This window comes from Ensifer sp. LC163 (genome assembly GCF_001695855.1).
Lineage (GTDB): Bacteria > Pseudomonadota > Alphaproteobacteria > Rhizobiales > Rhizobiaceae > Ensifer.
On the sequence record NZ_MBSS01000023.1, the window covers coordinates 467,863 to 484,429 of the forward strand.

A 16,567-nucleotide genomic window follows, 5' to 3' on the forward strand; every position below is an offset into this window, starting at 1 on the left:
GCGGTGGCCGGTCGGCTCGCGAGGTGCAATGTCGATATCGTCCGTGCAGCCCGATCCCGCGATGATCGGTGGAATTCCCAAGGCTCCTTTCGTGTTGATGCACAACCCGACGCGTCTTTTCAGGGATCGCGCCGCGCGTCTCAAAGTGCTGGCGGAAAGCAGCCGCCTTGCGCCCTATTTGCGTTTCCTTGCAGACATCGCAGCGATCCAGGACGACCTCCTGTCCAGCTTGCCGCCGTTGGAGCCGATTTCCGGGGAGCAGCGCGAGCGGGCGCGCGACAATGCGATGCCGCCGATCGATCGCTCGACCATGGGCGCCTCCGCCGATTGCCGGGACACGGTCAGGCAATTCCTTGCGCGGGCGGAGCAACTGGAAATGCCCAAAGCGGCGGTCGAAGCGCTTGCCCAGATCATTGCCACCGACAACGAGACGCTGGGGTGGATGATCGACAATATCTCCGCCGACAATCTGCCGGCGGAGAGCCTTGCACATCATCTCTTCGTTGCCGCGGCAGTGCAGATCCATGCGGTGCGCCTTGCCGCGGGACTCGATCCTGGTCACCTCGTGCCGGTGAGCATCGGCGTCTGTCCCGCCTGCGGCGGCAAGCCCGTCGCTTCGCTGGTGGTCGGTTTCCACGGCGCGGAAGGAACCCGCTATGCCGTGTGCGCCTGCTGCTCCACCAAATGGAACGAAGTCCGGGTCAAATGTCTCTCCTGCGGCTCGACCAAGGGCATCGGGTACCGCGCCGTCGAAACCGGTGACGAGGAGGCCACGGTCAAGGCGGAGGTTTGCGACAGCTGCCACGGCTGGACGAAGATCATGTACCAGAACAGGAACCCGGCGCTCGATGCCGTCGCCGACGATGTCGGCAGTCTCGGCCTCGACGCGCTGATGAAGGATACCGGATACAAACGCGCGGGCTTCAATCCGTTCCTGGTGGGGTACTGACGGAATGGGTGGGCTTGCCGAACTCCGCACCCTGCCGTCCGTCGACCAGATGTTGAAGGCTCCCGCCGTCGCGCCGCTTGTCGAGCGGCATGGCCGGGTGGTGGTGACCGAGGAGCTGCGCCTCGTGCTCGGCGAAATCCGCGAGATGGTTCGCGGCGGCGGCTTGATCCCCGATGCGGACGGCGTCATGGCCTCGCTTGTGAGCCGGCTCGAATACCGGGATCGCTCCAATCTGCGCCCGCTCTTCAATCTCACCGGCACCGTGTTGCACACCAATCTCGGCCGTGCCCTCCTGGCCGAGGAGGCGATTGCCGCTGCCGTCGATGCCATGCGCGAGGCGGCGGCACTGGAGTTCGACCTAGATACGGGTCGGCGCGGCGAGCGCGACAGCCACCTGCGCGACTTGCTTTGCGAGCTGACGGGCGCCGAGGATGCGACGATCGTCAACAACAATGCTGCCGCCGTGCTGATCGCACTGGGCACGGTTGGCGGCGGACGGCAGGCGATCGTCTCGCGCGGCGAACTGATCGAGATCGGCGGCGCGTTCCGCATGCCCGATATCATGGAGCGCGCCGGCGTTGCGCTGGTTGAGGTCGGCACCACGAACCGCACCCATGCCAGGGACTATCGCCGGGCGATCGGGCCCGACACGGCGCTGATCCTCAAGGTTCATACGTCGAACTACCGCATCGAAGGGTTTACGGCCGAAGTCTCCGGAGCCGAACTCGCGGCGATTGCGCACCAAGCCGGCCTGGTCCTCCTCAACGATCTCGGCTCCGGGACGCTCGTCGACCTCTCGAGGTATGGTCTTGGCAAGGAGCCGACGGTGCGCGAAGCCGTGGCCGAGGGCGCGGATCTCGTCACCTTCTCGGGCGACAAGCTGCTGGGCGGACCGCAGGCGGGTTTTATCGTCGGCCGTCGCGATCTGATCGCCGAGATCAACCGGAATCCGTTCAAACGGGCCTTGCGGGTCGACAAGATCCGCATTGCGGCGACGGCGGCGACATTGAAGCTTTACCGCGATCCCGACCGGCTCGCCTCCCGCCTTCCCACGCTGCGCATGCTGGCGCGACCGCAAGGCGAAATCCGTGCCCAGGCGGAACGGCTCGCGCCCGGGGTGGCCAGGCTTCTTGCCTCGATGGGCTATCGGGTGGAGATTTGTCATTGTACGAGCCAGATCGGATCGGGTGCGTTGCCAGTCGACACGATCGCCAGCGCAGGCCTCAGGATCGAGGCTGCGAGCGGCAGCGCGCTCGAAGCGCTCGCGGCGCTTTTCCGCTCCCTGCCGCGCCCGATCCTTGGCCGCTTGCAGGACGGGGCTCTCATCCTCGACCTTCGCTGCCTTTCCGACGAGGCGCAGCTCCTGAAAAGCCTGTCCGAGGGCGTCGGACATGCACTGGCTTGATCGTCTGACAGGGCACAGCCCAGACCCGACCTCGGCAACGGACGAGATGGCGCAAGCCCTGGCTGCAGCCCGGAACGGGGACTACGAGACGGCGCTGCGCCTATGGGAGCCGTTGGCGCGATCGGGTGTCGCGCGGGCACAGAACAATATCGGCGCCTGTTTTGCCGAGGGGCTCGGCGTACCGCAGGACCGGGAGCTGGCGCGGACGTGGCTGCGACTGGCAGCGGACGCGGGCGATCCCGTTGGCGAACGCAACTATGCGGCCTTTCACATGCGGGGCGTCGATGGCGCGGACGGCGACTATGGTATTGCCGCCGACTACTATCGCCGCGCTGCCGAAAAGGGCGACGCGCCGGCGCAGGACATGCTGAGCTGGATGCTGCTGGAAGGCGAAATCATGACGCCCGATCCGGCCGAGGCGCGCCGCTGGGCCGAGCGTGCCGCTGAGGCCGGCATCGCTTCCTCGATGACCCGGCTCGGCATGCTCTATCACAACGCTTCGGGCGTCGAGCGCAACCCTGAAAAGGCCGTCCACTGGTGGCGCAGGGGTGCCATGGCGGGCGATGCCGATGCGCAGGCGATGCTTGGCGCCGCCTGTCATCTGGGGGCCGGCACGGCCCGCGACGGTGTCGCAGCGCTCGCCTGGCTGATCCGCGCGACCACTGGAGGCAGTGCCCTGGCGCAACCTTTCATCGGGCCGGTTCGCGAAAACCTGTCGCCCGTCGAGATAAGCCTGGCCGAGGGACGCGCCCTCCAGCCTCTTGGGGAGGAGCGGCCATGATCGTCGGAACCGCCGGCCATATCGACCACGGCAAGACCAGCCTGGTGAAAGCCCTGACCGGCATCGACACCGATCGCCTCAAGGAGGAGAAGGCGCGCGGCATCACCATCGATCTCGGCTTTGCCTATGCGAAATTTGCCGAAGCGGTTACCGGATTCGTCGATGTCCCGGGCCATGAGCGCTTTATCCATACGATGCTCGCCGGTGCCGGCGGCATCGACTACGCCCTTCTCGTCGTCGCGGCGGATGACGGCATCAAGCCGCAAACCCTCGAGCATCTGGCCATCCTCGATCTGCTCGGCGTCGAAAGGGGATTGGTCGCGATCACTAAGGCCGATCTTGCTGATGCGGAGCGGTTGCAAAGCCTCGGTGCGGAGATCGGCGATATGCTTTCCGCAACGAGCCTTCGCACCGCCGAGATCCTTCCCGTGTCCGCCGCCACGGGCCTTGGTATCGCCGAGTTGAGAGACCGCCTGGCCGAGGCCGAACGCGCCACGGTGAAAGAGAGAGCGGCGGGCCGGTTCCGGCTCACGGTCGATCGCAGTTTCATTCTTTCGGGCGCTGGAACGGTGGTCACCGGAACGGTTCTTTCCGGTTCGGTTGCGGTTGGCGACAACGTGATGATTTCGCCATCCGGGCAGGAAGCCCGCGTGCGCTCGATCCATGCCCAGGACCAGCGGTCGGAGCGCGGGGTCGCCGGTCAGCGCTGCGCGCTCAATCTCGCAGGCGACGGCATCTCCAAGGACAAGGTCGGCCGCGGCGACGTGGTGCTCGACCCCTATCTGCATGCGCCGACCGCCCGCATCGATGCGGAGCTGTTTGTGCTCAAGGGCGAGCCGAAGCCGGTCGGGGAATGGTTTTCCGCACGCCTGCACCATGGTAGTGCCGAAGTCGGGGTCCGCATCGTGCCGCTCCAAAACCCCGTAGGTCCCGGAGAGCGGGCGAAGGTCCAGCTCGTCCTCGATCGGCCGCTCGCTGCCGCGGTCGGTGATCGATACATCCTGCGCGACGTTTCGGCCCGGCGCACCATCGGCGGCGGGCGGCTTCTCGATCTGCGTGCGCCGCTGCGCAAGCGTCGGGCACCCGAGCGGATTGCCTATCTCGATGCGGCAGGCGCCGCGGAAACGAGTCCGGCGCTTTCTGCGCATCTGCATACGCCGCCCCATGTCGTCGATCTTGACGCCTTCGCGCGCGACCGGTCGGTATCGGAGGAAGAACTGCGCGAGGCAATCGACCTTTGCCGCGCCGTCGTGATCGAGGGGGGGCATGTGCGCCATGCCCTGTCCAGGGCGCGATGGGACGACTTGACGAAGGACGTCGGGCGGTTTCTCGCCGACTTCCATGTCGAAAATCCTGACCTGCAGGGGATCGGACGTGAGCGCCTGCGCCTGCAGGTCACGTCGCGATTGCCGATGTCCGCTTTTCTTGTCGTGCTCAGGCAGGAACAGGCCGCCGGGCGCCTTGTGCTCGAGGGAGCCTTCGTTCGCCTGCCGGGTCATGAGGTTCGTCTGAGCGAGGGTGAAGAGGCGTTGTTTGTATGTATCTTGCAGCATCTCGAAAGCGAGGAGCGCTTTCGCCCGCCGCGCGTGCGCGACCTTGCCGACGTGCTTGGCGTCGACGAGCAGGAGATCCGGCGCGTGCTGAAGCTGTGCGCAAGGCTCGGGCGTGTCGACGAGATCAGGCGCGATCATTTCTTCATTCGTTCCTCCACCGCGGAAATGGTTGAAATCATAAGAGATATCGCAGCGAAGACCGAACGGGGCGAATTTGCAGCCGGTCTCTTTCGGGATCGCGTGAACAGCGGTAGAAAGGTGGCGATCGGGATCCTGGAGTTCTTCGATCGCCAGGGAGTGACGCTCCGGCGCGGTGATATCAGGCGCGTCAATCCCCATAGGCTCGACCTTTATGGCGGAGCCACGCCCGAGGTGAAGCAAGGAAGAGATTCGTCCCCGGTGGGGCGTCCGGACTTCAAATCCGGGTGGGGCAGCGAGGCTGTCTTGGGTGGGTTCGACTCCCATTCTCTTCCGCCATCGGGAGATCGTTGATGGCACATGCGCCATGCAATACCGACTTCGATGACTGGATCGTTTCCGCCTATGGCGAGGCGGGCGCCTTCACCATGCTGTTCGTCCTGCTGGCGGTCGGCGAGACCCGGGTCGACCTTCTGCGCTCCGCCTATCTTCATGTCGTCGGCGACGATACCCGATGGCAGGACATGATCGCGCTTCTCGCCGGCGCCGGCGTGCACTGGTCCGGTGTCGTGTTTTACCGCGCCGGCCCGGAAGGGCTCGTCGAAGACCATGTCGCCAAGGGCCGGCTGGCTTCCCTTGTTCGCAATCTCAACGAGGATCGATCGCTGATCCGTGAGGGGGAGTTCTTCAATGCCGACGGATTGCGGCTGTCGATCGAGGAGATCAAGCCGCACTGATCTCCCGTCTTGACTGCTGTCCTGATCGACCGCTCCGGTGCCACTTGCGCTGACACCACCGTGCGATTGCGCTGGTATTCTCCTTCAAGGTTGCTCTACCAACGGGATGCTGCGGCCCGTTGTTCCATCCCTCGCTTTTCTCTCAGGCGCGAACCTCCACTTGCACAGGGCCGGACCGCGTGTGGCCGACGATGGCGGCGAGCGGATAGCCTGCGCCTTGGATCGTCTTGACCAGGCTGTCTGCGCTGGCGGCGTCGCAGGCAACCAGAAGTCCCCCTGATGTTTGCGGGTCCGCAAGCAGAAGACGCTGCCAATCCGGCGGACCGTCGGGCAACCTGACTTCGCCTCCGTAGCTCGCCCAGTTGCGCTCTGAGGCGCCGGTGATGAAGCCTTGACGGGCAAGCGCCTCTGCCTGCGACAGGAAAGGAATGCCTGCGAGGGAAAGAGACACTGTCAAATCGGACGCGCGGGCCATTTCGAGCCCATGACCGAGGATGCCGAAGCCGGTGACATCCGTCAGCGCATGCACATGCGGATCGGCGGCAAGCTCGGAGCCGATCCGGTTGAGAAGGGTCGTCGAGGCGATCATCTCCTCATAGCACGCCTGCGGCAGGGCCTTCTTCTTGAAGGCGGAGGAATAGATGCCGACCCCAATACCCTTGGTGAGGATCAAGGCGTCCCCCGGCTTCGCGCCGCCATTGCGCCGCACCTGTTCCGGGCGACAGATGCCGATGACGGCAAGGCCGTAGATGGGTTCGACCGAATCGATCGAATGCCCGCCGGCGACGGGGATGCCGGCCTGCGCGCAGATCGACGCGCCCCCTTCGAGGATCTTGCCGATGGTCTCGGGGGAAAGCTTGCTGATCGGCATGCCGAGGATCGCAAGCGCCAGGATAGGGGTACCGCCCATGGCGTAGATGTCCGAAATCGCGTTCGTGGCGGCGATGCGCCCGAAATCGTGCGGGTCATCCACCACGGGCATGAAAAAATCGGTAGTGGCGATGATGCAGGTATTGTCGTCAACCTGCCAGACGGCCGCGTCGTCGGCCGTGTCGTTGCCGACGAGCAGTTGGGAGAAGGGCGTCATGGCCGGTTGACTGGCGAGAAGCCGCTGCAGAACCGAGGGCGCGAGCTTGCAGCCGCACCCACCCCCATGGGCAAGTTCCGTCAGACGGGGTTCAAGAGATGTCATGTGTCCTCCCGCGTAAAACACTTTGCTCGCTCAATCCTACACGTTCGCCGGCCGCCGGGCAGAGACCGCTGATCGCGGAGGCGCGGGTAGACGATCCTTGGCAAGTTAGAACGATGTCGCGCGGGAGCAAGGTCGCGTCATCGGTTCTGTGCGATATGTCTGTCCGGCGGGCGGGCTTGTCGCGTTATCGGCAAGGCGCCAGTCAGGGCTGAGCCTCGACCCGGAGGCTTCGGTGGCAGCGTCTTCATTTGCTGCGACGGTTTGACCCGTGGGATCGAAGCCTGCAAAGTTCGGGAATGTTGTGATCTTGGATGACAGGACGTTGAATCCTTGCCTGTATTGGATCATGCCTGCAACTGCCGATCGGCGATAAGCCGGACAGGGAACGGCCCTGGTAACGGTCAATTGGAGTCATGATTTTGTTCTCAAGAGTTTTTCTGCGTGCCCTTGCCGTCCTGGCCGTTTCAAGCCCAGCTGCGGCCCTTGCATCCGACGACGTAGCGGCATTTTATGATGGTGCTCTCTGCAACCCGCCCTACACGATGCAATCGGCAACCGAGCTCTATGACGCTGCCGAGAAGCTTACGAAACCCGACACGTCGTTGCTGACGGCCTATGTCTACAAGCTGCCCTCCGACATAGGGCGCGATGGCTTTAAGACCAACGAGGTTATCTTTGCCGGCAGCTCCGTCGGCGTCCTGATCGAAGGCACGCGGGCGGACGAACTCGCGGCCCGCTACCAGTTGGAGCGGGAAAAAAGCAGCATTCTCGGCACGTCCACCAAGGGCTATGCGCGCGTATTGCCGGACGCCGAACAGCCTGCGACGGAAATGGGGATCGTGTCGATCGTTGCGCGCGAAAGCGAGGCCATACCGGGCAAGACCTTGCTTGCATGCGAGTTCGTGTCGCATGCCGATCTGGAGGCGCTCAAGAACATCGAAGGCGGCAACTAGCACCAAGTGACGGCCCGGTCGACAGGGTCGTCCGGGCGCATTGCGGGATGCAGGCGGAGTTACGAAGATCGGCTGCATCCCGTCTGACTTGCGCGGCCAGAGCATGTTAGGCTGATCGCAATAGCAACAGCGCGAGGCGCGACGCGCCCGAAGGGAGATCATGTCCGGTTCGGATGGCAGTATTTTCGACTATCTCGGGATACTGGCTGTATTTCTGCTTGTTGCCGCCAACGGCTTTTTTGTTGCGGCTGAATTCTCCCTGGTTTCCGTTCGGCGCAGCCGCGTGACCGAGTTAGTGGCGCGGGGGCGAACGAACGCCAGCGCGCTCCAGCATGCCGTCGACAATCTCGATGCCAACCTGGCTGCCACTCAGCTCGGCATCACCATATCGTCGTTGGCGCTCGGCTGGGTGGGTGAGCCGGCTCTGGCGCATCTGATCGAGCCGCTCTTGAGCGGCCTGCCGATGGCATGGGCGTCGTTCGGCTCGCATGCGATTGCAGTCGCGATTTCCTTCATCATCATCACCGCGCTCCACATCGTGCTCGGAGAACTGGCACCGAAGAGCCTGGCGCTCCAACGCAGCGAGGGCACGGCCCTTGCTGTCGTGCGCCCGCTCGCATTTTTCCTGTTTCTGTTGCGTCCGGCCATTCTGGCGCTCAACGGCCTCGGCAATCTCGTTCTTCGACTGGTCGGCCTGCGTCCAGGTACCGGCGAGGCGTCGTTGCATTCGCCCACCGAACTGAAGCTGCTTGTCGCCGAAAGCCAGGAGGCGGGTCTACTCGATGTTGCACAGCAGGAACTGGTCGAGCGGATCTTCAACATCGGCGACCGGCGGATTTCCGACTTCATGACGCCGCGCATGGAAATCGACTGGATCGATGCCGACGACACGCGGGAGGAAATCCTGCGCACCATTAGGGATTGCCACCACGAGCAGCTCCTGATCGGCCGCGGCGGCATCGACTATCCCTTGGGCATGGTGCTGAAGAAGGATCTGCTCGATCAGTTGCTCGACGGCCATACGCTCGATCCGATGAAGGCGATGCGCGAGCCGCTTGTGCTGCATGAATCGGCGCGCGTCTTCCGCGTCCTCGAAACGTTCAAGACCGCGCCCGTTCGCCTGGCGATCATCGTCGATGAATATGGCAGCCTCGAAGGCATCATCACCCAGACCGATCTCCTCGAGGCGATCGCCGGCGACTTGCCGGATACGGAGGCGAACGAGCCGGATATCGTCACCCGTTCGGACGGCTCTTTGCTGATCGAAGGGCTGATGTCGGCGCACGACGCCTTCGAGCGGCTCGGCATTTATCACAGGCCGGAGGGCGACTTCCACACCATTGCCGGCTTCGCGCTGCAGATCCTCGGCCATCTTCCGCACGTTGGCGAAACCTTCGACTTCCAGGACTGGCGCTTTGAAATCATAGACATGGACGGCATGCGCATCGACAAGATCCTGGCATCGCGCAAGGAGTGAAGCGCCTGCCGCTGCGGATACGCCTAACCCCCGTCGGCCAGCGATGGTGGCTCCGTCAGAGGGTCGCTACAGCGCCGCGCGTCAAACATGACGCGCAAAGGACGCTGTAGCACTTTGAACTTACTGCATAATTCCTTAAATCGATTCCGATTTAAGGAATTATGCAGTATCGCTCGGTTCGACCGGTCTCCGCCATTCGCTTCGCGAATCGCGAGCTTATTTTCGAGAGCGATCACGATATCTTCGGCAAAATCGATCTTGTGCAGCGCCTGAATGAACGGCAGGCCCCCGGGGGCCTGAGCCGCACCATCGTCACTTGCCGGTCAGCAGGGCCTCGACGGTGCGGATGAGGTCTCGACTGTTGAACGGCTTGGCGAGGCGGGGAAGGCTGCGATACTGCTCGGGAAGGTCGGACGCGGCGTAACCGGTCAGCAACAGTACCGGAACGCCTCGGGCGAGGAACTCGTCCGCTACGGGGTAGACGAACTCTCCGTTGAGATTGACATCGAGTGTCGCCGCCTGAGGGGTCTCCCGTTTTGCCGCCGCGATCGAACTGCGCAGGCTGGTGAATGGACCGATGACCGCGAAGCCGGCGGCCAACAGATCATCCTGGATCTGGATCGCCAGCAGATACTCGTCCTCGACAACAAAGACGCTGCGTTGTCCGCCATTCATCGTTCAGCACCTGCGGAGTAGGGCATGTTGATCGTGTACCTCAAACCGCTCTTGGCAAAATCCAGTTCGACTTCGCCGCCGAGGTCCGAGCCGACGACGCGTTCGAGCAGCAGCCGGCCAAACCCGTTTCTCGAAGGCGACGCGACGGCGGGTCCCCCGGTTTCGCACCAATCGATATGAAGCGCCTTGTTGGCGGGGTCCAGGCTCCAGCTGACGTCCACATGCCCGCCCTCCACCGAAAGCGCGCCATGTTTCGCCGCGTTGGTTGCAAGCTCGTGGGCGGCCATGCCAAGGGCAAGCGCGTGCCTTGGCGACAGCATGATCGCTGGGCCGCCGAAGGAGACATTGCCGGCATTCTCGTTCTTGTAGGGTGCCAGCTCGTCGCAAAGGATCGTTTCCAAGGAAACCCCGGCCCAGGTCGCCTCCGCAAGCCGGGTATGCGTCTGCGCCAGTGCCTGGATACGGGCATGGAAAGATTGCTCGGCCTCCTTGCGGTCGGGGGTCATGGCGAAGGACTGGCGGGCAATTGAGGTGACCGTCGCCAGCGTGTTCTTGACGCGGTGGCTGAGTTCGGCGACCAGCAGATTGCGTTGAGCCTCGGCGTCCTTTCGTTCGGTGATGTCCATGCAGACACCGGCCAGACGCTGCGACGACGAACCTGCTCTCGGCAGAAAACGCCCGAACGCTTCCAGCCAGCGAATGGAACCGTCGGGGTGGCAGATGCGATAGGATGTGTGGTAGTCCTCCTGCGTGTCGACGGCGGTCTGGATTTCTAGCTCGACCATGGCGAGGTCATCCGGATGGATGTCGGCCTTGAAGTCATGCAGCGTGCCGCCGAAGGTACCCGGTTCCAGTCCGTGAAGGGCTTCCAGGCCCGGCGACCAGGTCACCTTGCCGGTGTCGAAGTTCCATTCCCATGCCCCCATCCGGCCGGCTTCGAGCGCCATCTGCAGCCGCTGTTCGCCGTCGCGCATTGCCTGTTCGGTCTCCTTGCGCTCGGTGATGTCGACGAATGCGGCGACAGCGCCTTGCGGAATCCCCAAAGCATCGATCAGCGGGGTGGCATTGCCGAGGAGATGCCGGGACGTGCCGTCATCAAAGCGGATCTCCTGTTCGAAGTTTCGGACCTCTTCACCGCGGGCAGCGCGCTGGACCGGCAATTCGTCCGGCGACAGCAAACTGCCCTGCGAATAGACCTTGAAGTGCACAGGCCTTTCGCTTGCCGGTGCCGAGAGCGACGGATTGCTGTCGGGCGGAAGCCGCAGCAGTTCGAAAGAACTTCTATTGCCGCTGATGACCCGGCAATCCGCGGTCCTGGCAATCCATATGGGCGCAGGCACCGCTTCCATGAGCGCAAGCACCTCCGTCGCCCTGGCGCGCTCCTTTGCCGCGTTGTGCCGCAGCAGATCTTCGGCTCGCCGTCTTGCCTCTTCTGACCGGATGCGCTGCACGCTGAAGCTCAACTGGCGTGCGATGGTCAGGGCGAGATCGATTTCGGAATCGGCGAAGTGGTGCGCCGTGTCATAGTACGTCATGAACTTGCCGATCAGTCGGCCGACCGCAACCAGCGGAATGAAACCGAGGGCGCCGATGCCTTCGGTTCGAACGGCTGCGCGCAGGTTGTCCGGGATGTCGGCCAGCTCGAGATCTTCGATGAAAATCGGATTGGGGTCCTGTGCCTCAGCGCCCCATGGCGAATGTCCATCGACGGCGAGACGGTAGCTTTCCGAAAGCCCGCGGGAGGCGACAAAATGCATGGTACCGGTCTCGTCGATGAGCAGGATCGATGCCCGGCTGCAGCGCAGCGCCGATTGAATGGCGTCGAGCGCAGCTTCATAGACGGCGGCGATCGACCGTGCGCGGTGTACTCGTTCGGTAAATTGATAAAGCGAAGCCTGCTCGCGCAAGCGCTCGGCGAGTGCCACTTCGGATGCCTTGCGTTCGCTGATATCGCGGGCAATCTTCGACGCGCCGACGATGCGCCCATCGTCATCCATGATCGGCGATATCGTCAGCGATATGTCGACGAATGTGCCGTCCTTGCGTTGCCGCCTGGTTTCATAGTGATCGACGCGTTCGCCCCTGCGGACCCGGTCGAAGATTTGCCTCTCCTCATCCTCATGCCCTTTCGGGATCAGGCGCATGATCGGCGTTCCCACCATCTCCTGCACGCTATAGCCGAACAGCGCCTCGGCGCCCCTGTTCCAACTGGTGACAATGCCGTTCAGATCCTTGCTGACGATCGCGTCGTCGGAGGATTCGACGATTGATGCGAGGTGACGTGCCGACAGCTCGGCAATGCGACGGCACTCGGATTGTCTTTGGCTGTCGGCCAGCAGTCGGGCGTTGTCGATCGCCATTGCCGCATGAGCGGCAATGGCAACTGCGGTGTCCTCGGAATCGCGGGTAAAGACACTCGGTGCGTCATGGCCGAAGAACAGGCCGCCGAGCACCGCCCCGGAGCGGGCGATCACCGGAACGGCGAGGTAGCTGACAACGGGCAAATGCCCTTGTGGCATGCCGAAATGCGGCTCGCTCAGCCCGTAAAGCGGGTCCTTGCGGATATCGTCGCTGCGCACGACCCGTTCACCCTTGAAGGTCGGCGCGAACACGGCCGTGTTGCGGGGCAGGCCGAATATCTCGAAGGCTTCCCGCGGAGCCCCGGACAGGGTGAAGAGCTGGAAATGCTCTCCGGTCTCGTCGAGGACGTTGTAGAAAAACGCCCCGAATTTCGCGCCAGTGAGTTCGGTGGCGCTGTCGGTCACAGTTTGCACGATATGCTCGACATTGAGGTCGCTGGACAGAAGCCTGGCGATGCGATCGAGCGCCTGAATACGGTTGGTCTTGGCGCGCAGTTCCTGTTCCGCTGCCTTGCGCTTGCCGATGTCGATGAGGACGTTGACGGCGCCGATCATCTCGCCTTCGGCATCGAAGATCGGCGTCGGGTAGGGAAGCACCGGCACCATAGTGCCATCGGGTCGCGCGACGATCAGTTCCTCGCCGCGGATGGCGCGCTTTTCTCTCAGCGCATCGGCCATCGGGCATCGTCCGGACGGCAACCGCGTTCCGTCCGGACGATGCAGGCGCCAGCAGACGCACCAGCGGTCGGCATTGAGCCGCGGCTCGCGCCCCGCCAATTCCGCCGCGGCGCGATTGAAATAGGTGACGACCCCGGCTGCATCCGTGGTGTAGATCGCGATGGGAAGGCTGTCGAGAATCGCCCTGGATTCAATCGTCTGCGACCCTGCTGCTCCCGCCAGCGCTGCCGCCAATGCTTCTGCGCGGCTCATAATTCCCTCCGCTAGCGCTTGCTAACGCAGGGCAACGCGGCACAATGCGATTTTGTTCCGCTTGCGTCCTGACCCCAGACCCCGTTGTTCTCAACGGCTTGAGGTTGCTGCACCGAGGATCAGCCGATTGATGAAGTCGAGCTTTTCGACAACCGGCTGCGATAGGACGAAGGGATAACTGTCGGGCTGGCCCATCGACCGCTGGATGGCGTTGAGAGCGACGCTGAGCGGCACCCACGCCGCGACGATTACTTCTGCGCTCGCTGCACGGTAGGGATCGAAGGCGATCTCGGCTTCGAGCGAACCATGCCCGATCGGGTCGAGATTCATGCCGAAGGCGCGCCCGGTCTCCAGCGCGTCGACGATGTGGAAGAGATGGGCCCAACACTCGGCGAAATCTTCTGACGGATGGGCACTCGCATAGGGGCTGATGAATCGCTCCTGCCAGTCGTCGGGAGGGCCCTGTTGGTAGTGGCGCTCCAGTGCCGCCGCATAGTCCTGCGTTTCATCGCCGAACAGCGTGCGCGCCTCGGCCCGTGTTGCTTCGTCGTCGACGAGCCTCTCCCAATAGAAGTGACCGACCTCATGGCGAAAATGCCCGAGCAAGGAGCGGTAGGGTTCGTTCATCGAAACACGCACGCTTTCGCGCACCACGTCCTCCGCCTCGGAAGCACGCAGGCTGATCAATCCATTCTCGTGACCGGTTCGGGCGGGAATGATGTTGCCGTAGCCGTCGACGGCGTCGGCGAGGAATTCGAACGCCAGCCCGCCTTCCTGATCCTGCTTTCGGGTGGGATGCGGCAATCGCCAACGTAGCAGCGAATAGAACAGGTGGCGCTGCGCCAGGCCTATTCTGCGCCAGCGTGCAAGGCCGACGGCGTCGGTCGTCGGCACGATGGTGTTGTGGCGGCAGGCGGCGCAGTATCGATCGGGCTGATTGGCCGGCACCAGCCAATGGCAGACATCGATGGCGGCGTTGTCGCAGAAACGAAAGGTCCGTGTTCCGTCGCCATGGATCTGCCAGAGCCCGTTGTCGAGCGGCACTAGGGCTCGCATCGACAGATCGCCGGGATCGAACCCCAGGGTGGCCCCGCAACGCATGCAACTCCGGTTTTCAAAGTGAATTGTCTGGCCACAGGCGCCGCACTGGAAGAGCCGCATTTTTTCTCCTTGCAGGAATTTCTTGATCTTCGAAACACGGCGTCAAGAACAACGTTTGCGTGCTTTTATGGCGGCGTCGCTCCATCCGCGAGTGCTCCTGACGTTGTGGTTGCACTGATAGGCAAACGCCTCGTGTCGGCTTTGGTTCATTCATTGCCGCAAAAAGTTGGGGAATACGATGATGCTGCGAGCGTCCGCTCTGTCACACGATCCGCGCTGAAATCCCGTCGCTGCCGCTTGGTGCATGCCTGGGAATGTGGCAGAGATTTGAGCACGCCACGTAGAGGGTGCACGCAATCGGGAGGGACAAACGCATTGAAGGTCATGGGACTTATCGGCGGCATGAGCTGGGAAAGCTCTGCCCAGTATTACCGTATCGTCAATCAGGAAGTCCGGGCGCGCCTGGGCGGCGTGCACTCGGCCAAGAGCCTGATGTGGTCGATGGATTTCGGCGAGATCGAGCGGCTGCAGCATATTGGCGACTGGTCGGCGCTGACATGCGAAATGACCGCCGCGGCCCGGCGCCTTGAAGCCGGCGGCGCAGATTTCCTGGTGATCTGCACCAACACCATGCACCGGATGGCCGACGCGGTATCGGCGGCGGTTGCCATTCCGCTCTTGCATATCGCCGACCCGACGGCGGAGAAGATCAAGGCGCTCGGCCTCAGCCGTGTCGGCCTGCTGGGCACGGCCTTCACCATGGAACAGGATTTCTACAAGGGGCGGCTGATCGAACGGCACGGGCTGGACGTTCTGGTGCCCGGCGACGAGGACCGGAAAACCGTTCACGACATCATCTACAAGGAGCTGGTGGTCGGCCGTGTCGAGGCTGCGTCGCGCGACGCCTATCGGCAGGTCATTCAGCGGCTGGTGGAGCGGGGCGCGCAGGCGATCATCATGGGCTGCACCGAGATCATGCTGCTGATTTCCCAGGCCGACAGCCCGGTTCCGGTTTTCGATACCACTGAGCTGCATGCGCTTGCTGCTGTCGATCTCGCTCTCGGTTGAGACCGCAAGCAAACTGCAGGCGCCGTCGCGTCGCGGGCGCATACAAGGTTTTGGCCACGGCCGGACATTCGGTCGTGGCCCCTTTCGACGCACGGCGGCAGGCAATATCAGCCGTTGCGGAAGGTGTAGCCGTAGCCGTTGAGCGCCGGGGCACCGCCAAGATGGGCGTAGAGAACCTTTGATCCCTCGGGGAAATAGCCCTTGCGAACGAGGTCGATCAGGCCCTGCATCGACTTGCCCTCATAGACGGGGTCGGTGATCATGCCCTCGAGGCGGGCGCAAAGGCGGATCGCCGCCTTGGTCTCGTCGGAGGGCACGCCATAGACGGGATAGGCATAATCTTCGAGCAGCACCACGTCCTCATCGGTAAGCTCGGTGCCGAGTTCGACGAGCTCGGCCGTTCTGCGGGCGATGTCGAGAACCTGTGCTTTCGTTTGCGCCGGTGTGAACGAGGCGTCGATGCCGATGACCTGCCGCTGGCGTCCATCCCTGGCAAAGCCGACCAGCATGCCGGCATGGGTCGAACCGGTGACCGTGCAGACGACGATATAATCGAACTTGAAGCCGAGCTCTTCCTCCTGCGCCCGCACCTCCTCGGCAAAGCCGACATAGCCGAGGAGGCGCCGGCGGGGATGGCGTAGGGCTTGCCGCCATGCGCCTTGACGTCTTCGATCGCCGCTTCCCAGCTGTGGCGGATGCCGATGTCGAAGCCCTCATCGACCATCTGGACGTCGGCCCCCATGATGCGGCTGAGCATGATGTTGCCGACGCGGTCGTAGACGGCATCCTCGTGCGGGACCCAGCTCTCCTGCACGAGCCGGCACTTGAAGCCGATCTTGGCGGCAACGGCGGCGATCATGCGCGTATGGTTCGATTGAACGCCGCCGATGGACACCAGCGTGTCGGCGCCGGAGCGGAGCGCGTCCGGAATGATATACTCCAGCTTGCGCAGCTTGTTGCCGCCGAAGGCGAGGCCGGAATTGCAATCGTCCCTCTTGGCGTAGATCTCGACCTTACCGCCCAGATGGCCCGAGAGCCGGTTGAGTTTCTCGATATGCGTCGGCCCGAAGGTCAGCGGGTAGCGTTCGAATTTTTCCAGCATGTTGTTGCCTCCTTCCGTCTTGAAAGTCAGGAAACGCTACCACCCATCATGTGAAAGGTGCTCTCTAATGTTGCGTCGGGATTTTGTGTTTCTCCGTACAAGTCTTATCCGATAGTAGATTACGTGCAGATTTATCGACAAATAAG

At 63.1% G+C, this 16,567-nt stretch carries 11 protein-coding genes, 1 tRNA gene and 2 pseudogenes; 9 read left to right on the top strand and 5 right to left on the bottom strand.

Going from position 1 to position 16,567, the window contains the following annotated elements:
- Positions 1–28: 28 nt before the first annotated feature.
- The 6 genes and pseudogenes from fdhE (at position 29) to BC360_RS20335 (ending at position 5,563) form a co-directional block, all read left to right on the top strand.
- Positions 29–949 (top strand): formate dehydrogenase accessory protein FdhE, encoded by a 921-nt coding sequence (gene fdhE, locus BC360_RS20315; protein WP_065796677.1) that lies wholly within the window; start codon positions 29–31, stop codon positions 947–949.
- Between the two features lie 4 nt (positions 950–953).
- Positions 954–2,354, top strand: a complete 1,401-nt coding sequence (gene selA, locus BC360_RS20320) for an L-seryl-tRNA(Sec) selenium transferase (protein WP_065796678.1) — start codon at positions 954–956, stop codon at positions 2,352–2,354.
- Complete coding sequence (locus BC360_RS20325; RefSeq protein WP_065796679.1) at positions 2,341–3,135, top strand: tetratricopeptide repeat protein; 795 nt, start codon at positions 2,341–2,343, stop codon at positions 3,133–3,135. The genes selA and BC360_RS20325 overlap by 14 nt, the downstream gene beginning before the upstream one ends.
- Positions 3,132–4,955: pseudogene (gene selB, locus BC360_RS20330) on the top strand (selenocysteine-specific translation elongation factor); the annotation flags it as partial. The gene BC360_RS20325 and the pseudogene selB, both read left to right, overlap by 4 nt.
- Before the next feature lie 114 nt (positions 4,956–5,069).
- Positions 5,070–5,165: transfer RNA gene (locus BC360_RS32040), tRNA-Sec, on the top strand.
- 14 nt (positions 5,166–5,179) lie between these two features.
- Positions 5,180–5,563 carry a hypothetical protein gene (locus BC360_RS20335; RefSeq protein WP_065785207.1) on the top strand — a complete coding sequence of 128 codons (384 nt, stop codon included), beginning with the start codon at positions 5,180–5,182 and terminating at the stop codon, positions 5,561–5,563.
- A 142-nt stretch (positions 5,564–5,705) separates the two neighbouring features.
- On the opposite strand, the gene selD is transcribed toward BC360_RS20335, so the two are convergent.
- On the bottom strand, positions 5,706–6,755 hold the full coding sequence (gene selD / locus BC360_RS20340) for a selenide, water dikinase SelD (RefSeq protein ID WP_065796681.1): 1,050 nt from the start codon (positions 6,753–6,755) through the stop codon (positions 5,706–5,708).
- Positions 6,756–7,174: 419 nt separating this feature from the next.
- On the opposite strand from selD, the gene BC360_RS20345 reads away from it, so the two are divergent.
- Both BC360_RS20345 and BC360_RS20350 read left to right on the top strand, forming a co-directional pair.
- A complete protein-coding gene (locus BC360_RS20345) occupies positions 7,175–7,708 on the top strand; it encodes a hypothetical protein (protein ID WP_413813754.1) in 534 nt (177 codons plus the stop codon).
- Between the two features lie 160 nt (positions 7,709–7,868).
- Positions 7,869–9,185 carry a hemolysin family protein gene (locus BC360_RS20350; RefSeq protein ID WP_065785210.1) on the top strand — a complete coding sequence of 439 codons (1,317 nt, stop codon included), beginning with the start codon at positions 7,869–7,871 and terminating at the stop codon, positions 9,183–9,185.
- A 312-nt stretch (positions 9,186–9,497) separates the two neighbouring features.
- Here BC360_RS20350 and BC360_RS20355 read toward each other — a convergent pair whose 3' ends face one another.
- The 3 genes from BC360_RS20355 to BC360_RS20365 form a co-directional block, all read right to left on the bottom strand.
- Positions 9,498–9,860, bottom strand: coding sequence for a response regulator (locus tag BC360_RS20355; RefSeq protein WP_065785211.1), 363 nt, complete (start codon positions 9,858–9,860; stop codon positions 9,498–9,500).
- The gene (locus tag BC360_RS20360; protein ID WP_065796683.1) at positions 9,857–13,150 is read right to left on the bottom strand and encodes a PAS domain S-box protein; all 3,294 of its coding nucleotides are present in this window, start codon (positions 13,148–13,150) and stop codon (positions 9,857–9,859) included. Before BC360_RS20360 ends, BC360_RS20355 begins: the two co-directional genes overlap by 4 nt.
- Positions 13,151–13,240: 90 nt before the next feature.
- Positions 13,241–14,311, bottom strand: a complete 1,071-nt coding sequence (locus BC360_RS20365; protein WP_065796684.1) for a putative zinc-binding metallopeptidase — start codon at positions 14,309–14,311, stop codon at positions 13,241–13,243.
- A gap of 315 nt (positions 14,312–14,626) precedes the next feature.
- On the opposite strand from BC360_RS20365, the gene BC360_RS20370 reads away from it, so the two are divergent.
- Positions 14,627–15,319: an aspartate/glutamate racemase family protein gene (locus tag BC360_RS20370; protein WP_208858200.1), complete on the top strand. Its 693-nt coding sequence runs from the start codon at positions 14,627–14,629 to the stop codon at positions 15,317–15,319.
- A 107-nt stretch (positions 15,320–15,426) separates the two neighbouring features.
- On the opposite strand, the pseudogene BC360_RS20375 reads toward BC360_RS20370, so the two are convergent.
- Positions 15,427–16,421: pseudogene (locus BC360_RS20375) on the bottom strand (1-aminocyclopropane-1-carboxylate deaminase).
- Positions 16,422–16,567 lie beyond the last annotated feature (146 nt).

Coding starts and splice junctions, on each gene's coding strand:
- fdhE (WP_065796677.1), top strand. CDS start 29: ATGTCGATATCGTCCGTGCAGCCCGATCCCGCGATGATCGGTGGAATT.
- selA (WP_065796678.1), top strand. CDS start 954: ATGGGTGGGCTTGCCGAACTCCGCACCCTGCCGTCCGTCGACCAGATG.
- BC360_RS20325 (WP_065796679.1), top strand. CDS start 2,341: ATGCACTGGCTTGATCGTCTGACAGGGCACAGCCCAGACCCGACCTCG.
- BC360_RS20335 (WP_065785207.1), top strand. CDS start 5,180: ATGGCACATGCGCCATGCAATACCGACTTCGATGACTGGATCGTTTCC.
- selD (WP_065796681.1), bottom strand. CDS start 6,755: ATGACATCTCTTGAACCCCGTCTGACGGAACTTGCCCATGGGGGTGGG.
- BC360_RS20350 (WP_065785210.1), top strand. CDS start 7,869: ATGTCCGGTTCGGATGGCAGTATTTTCGACTATCTCGGGATACTGGCT.
- BC360_RS20355 (WP_065785211.1), bottom strand. CDS start 9,860: ATGAATGGCGGACAACGCAGCGTCTTTGTTGTCGAGGACGAGTATCTG.
- BC360_RS20360 (WP_065796683.1), bottom strand. CDS start 13,150: ATGAGCCGCGCAGAAGCATTGGCGGCAGCGCTGGCGGGAGCAGCAGGG.
- BC360_RS20365 (WP_065796684.1), bottom strand. CDS start 14,311: ATGCGGCTCTTCCAGTGCGGCGCCTGTGGCCAGACAATTCACTTTGAA.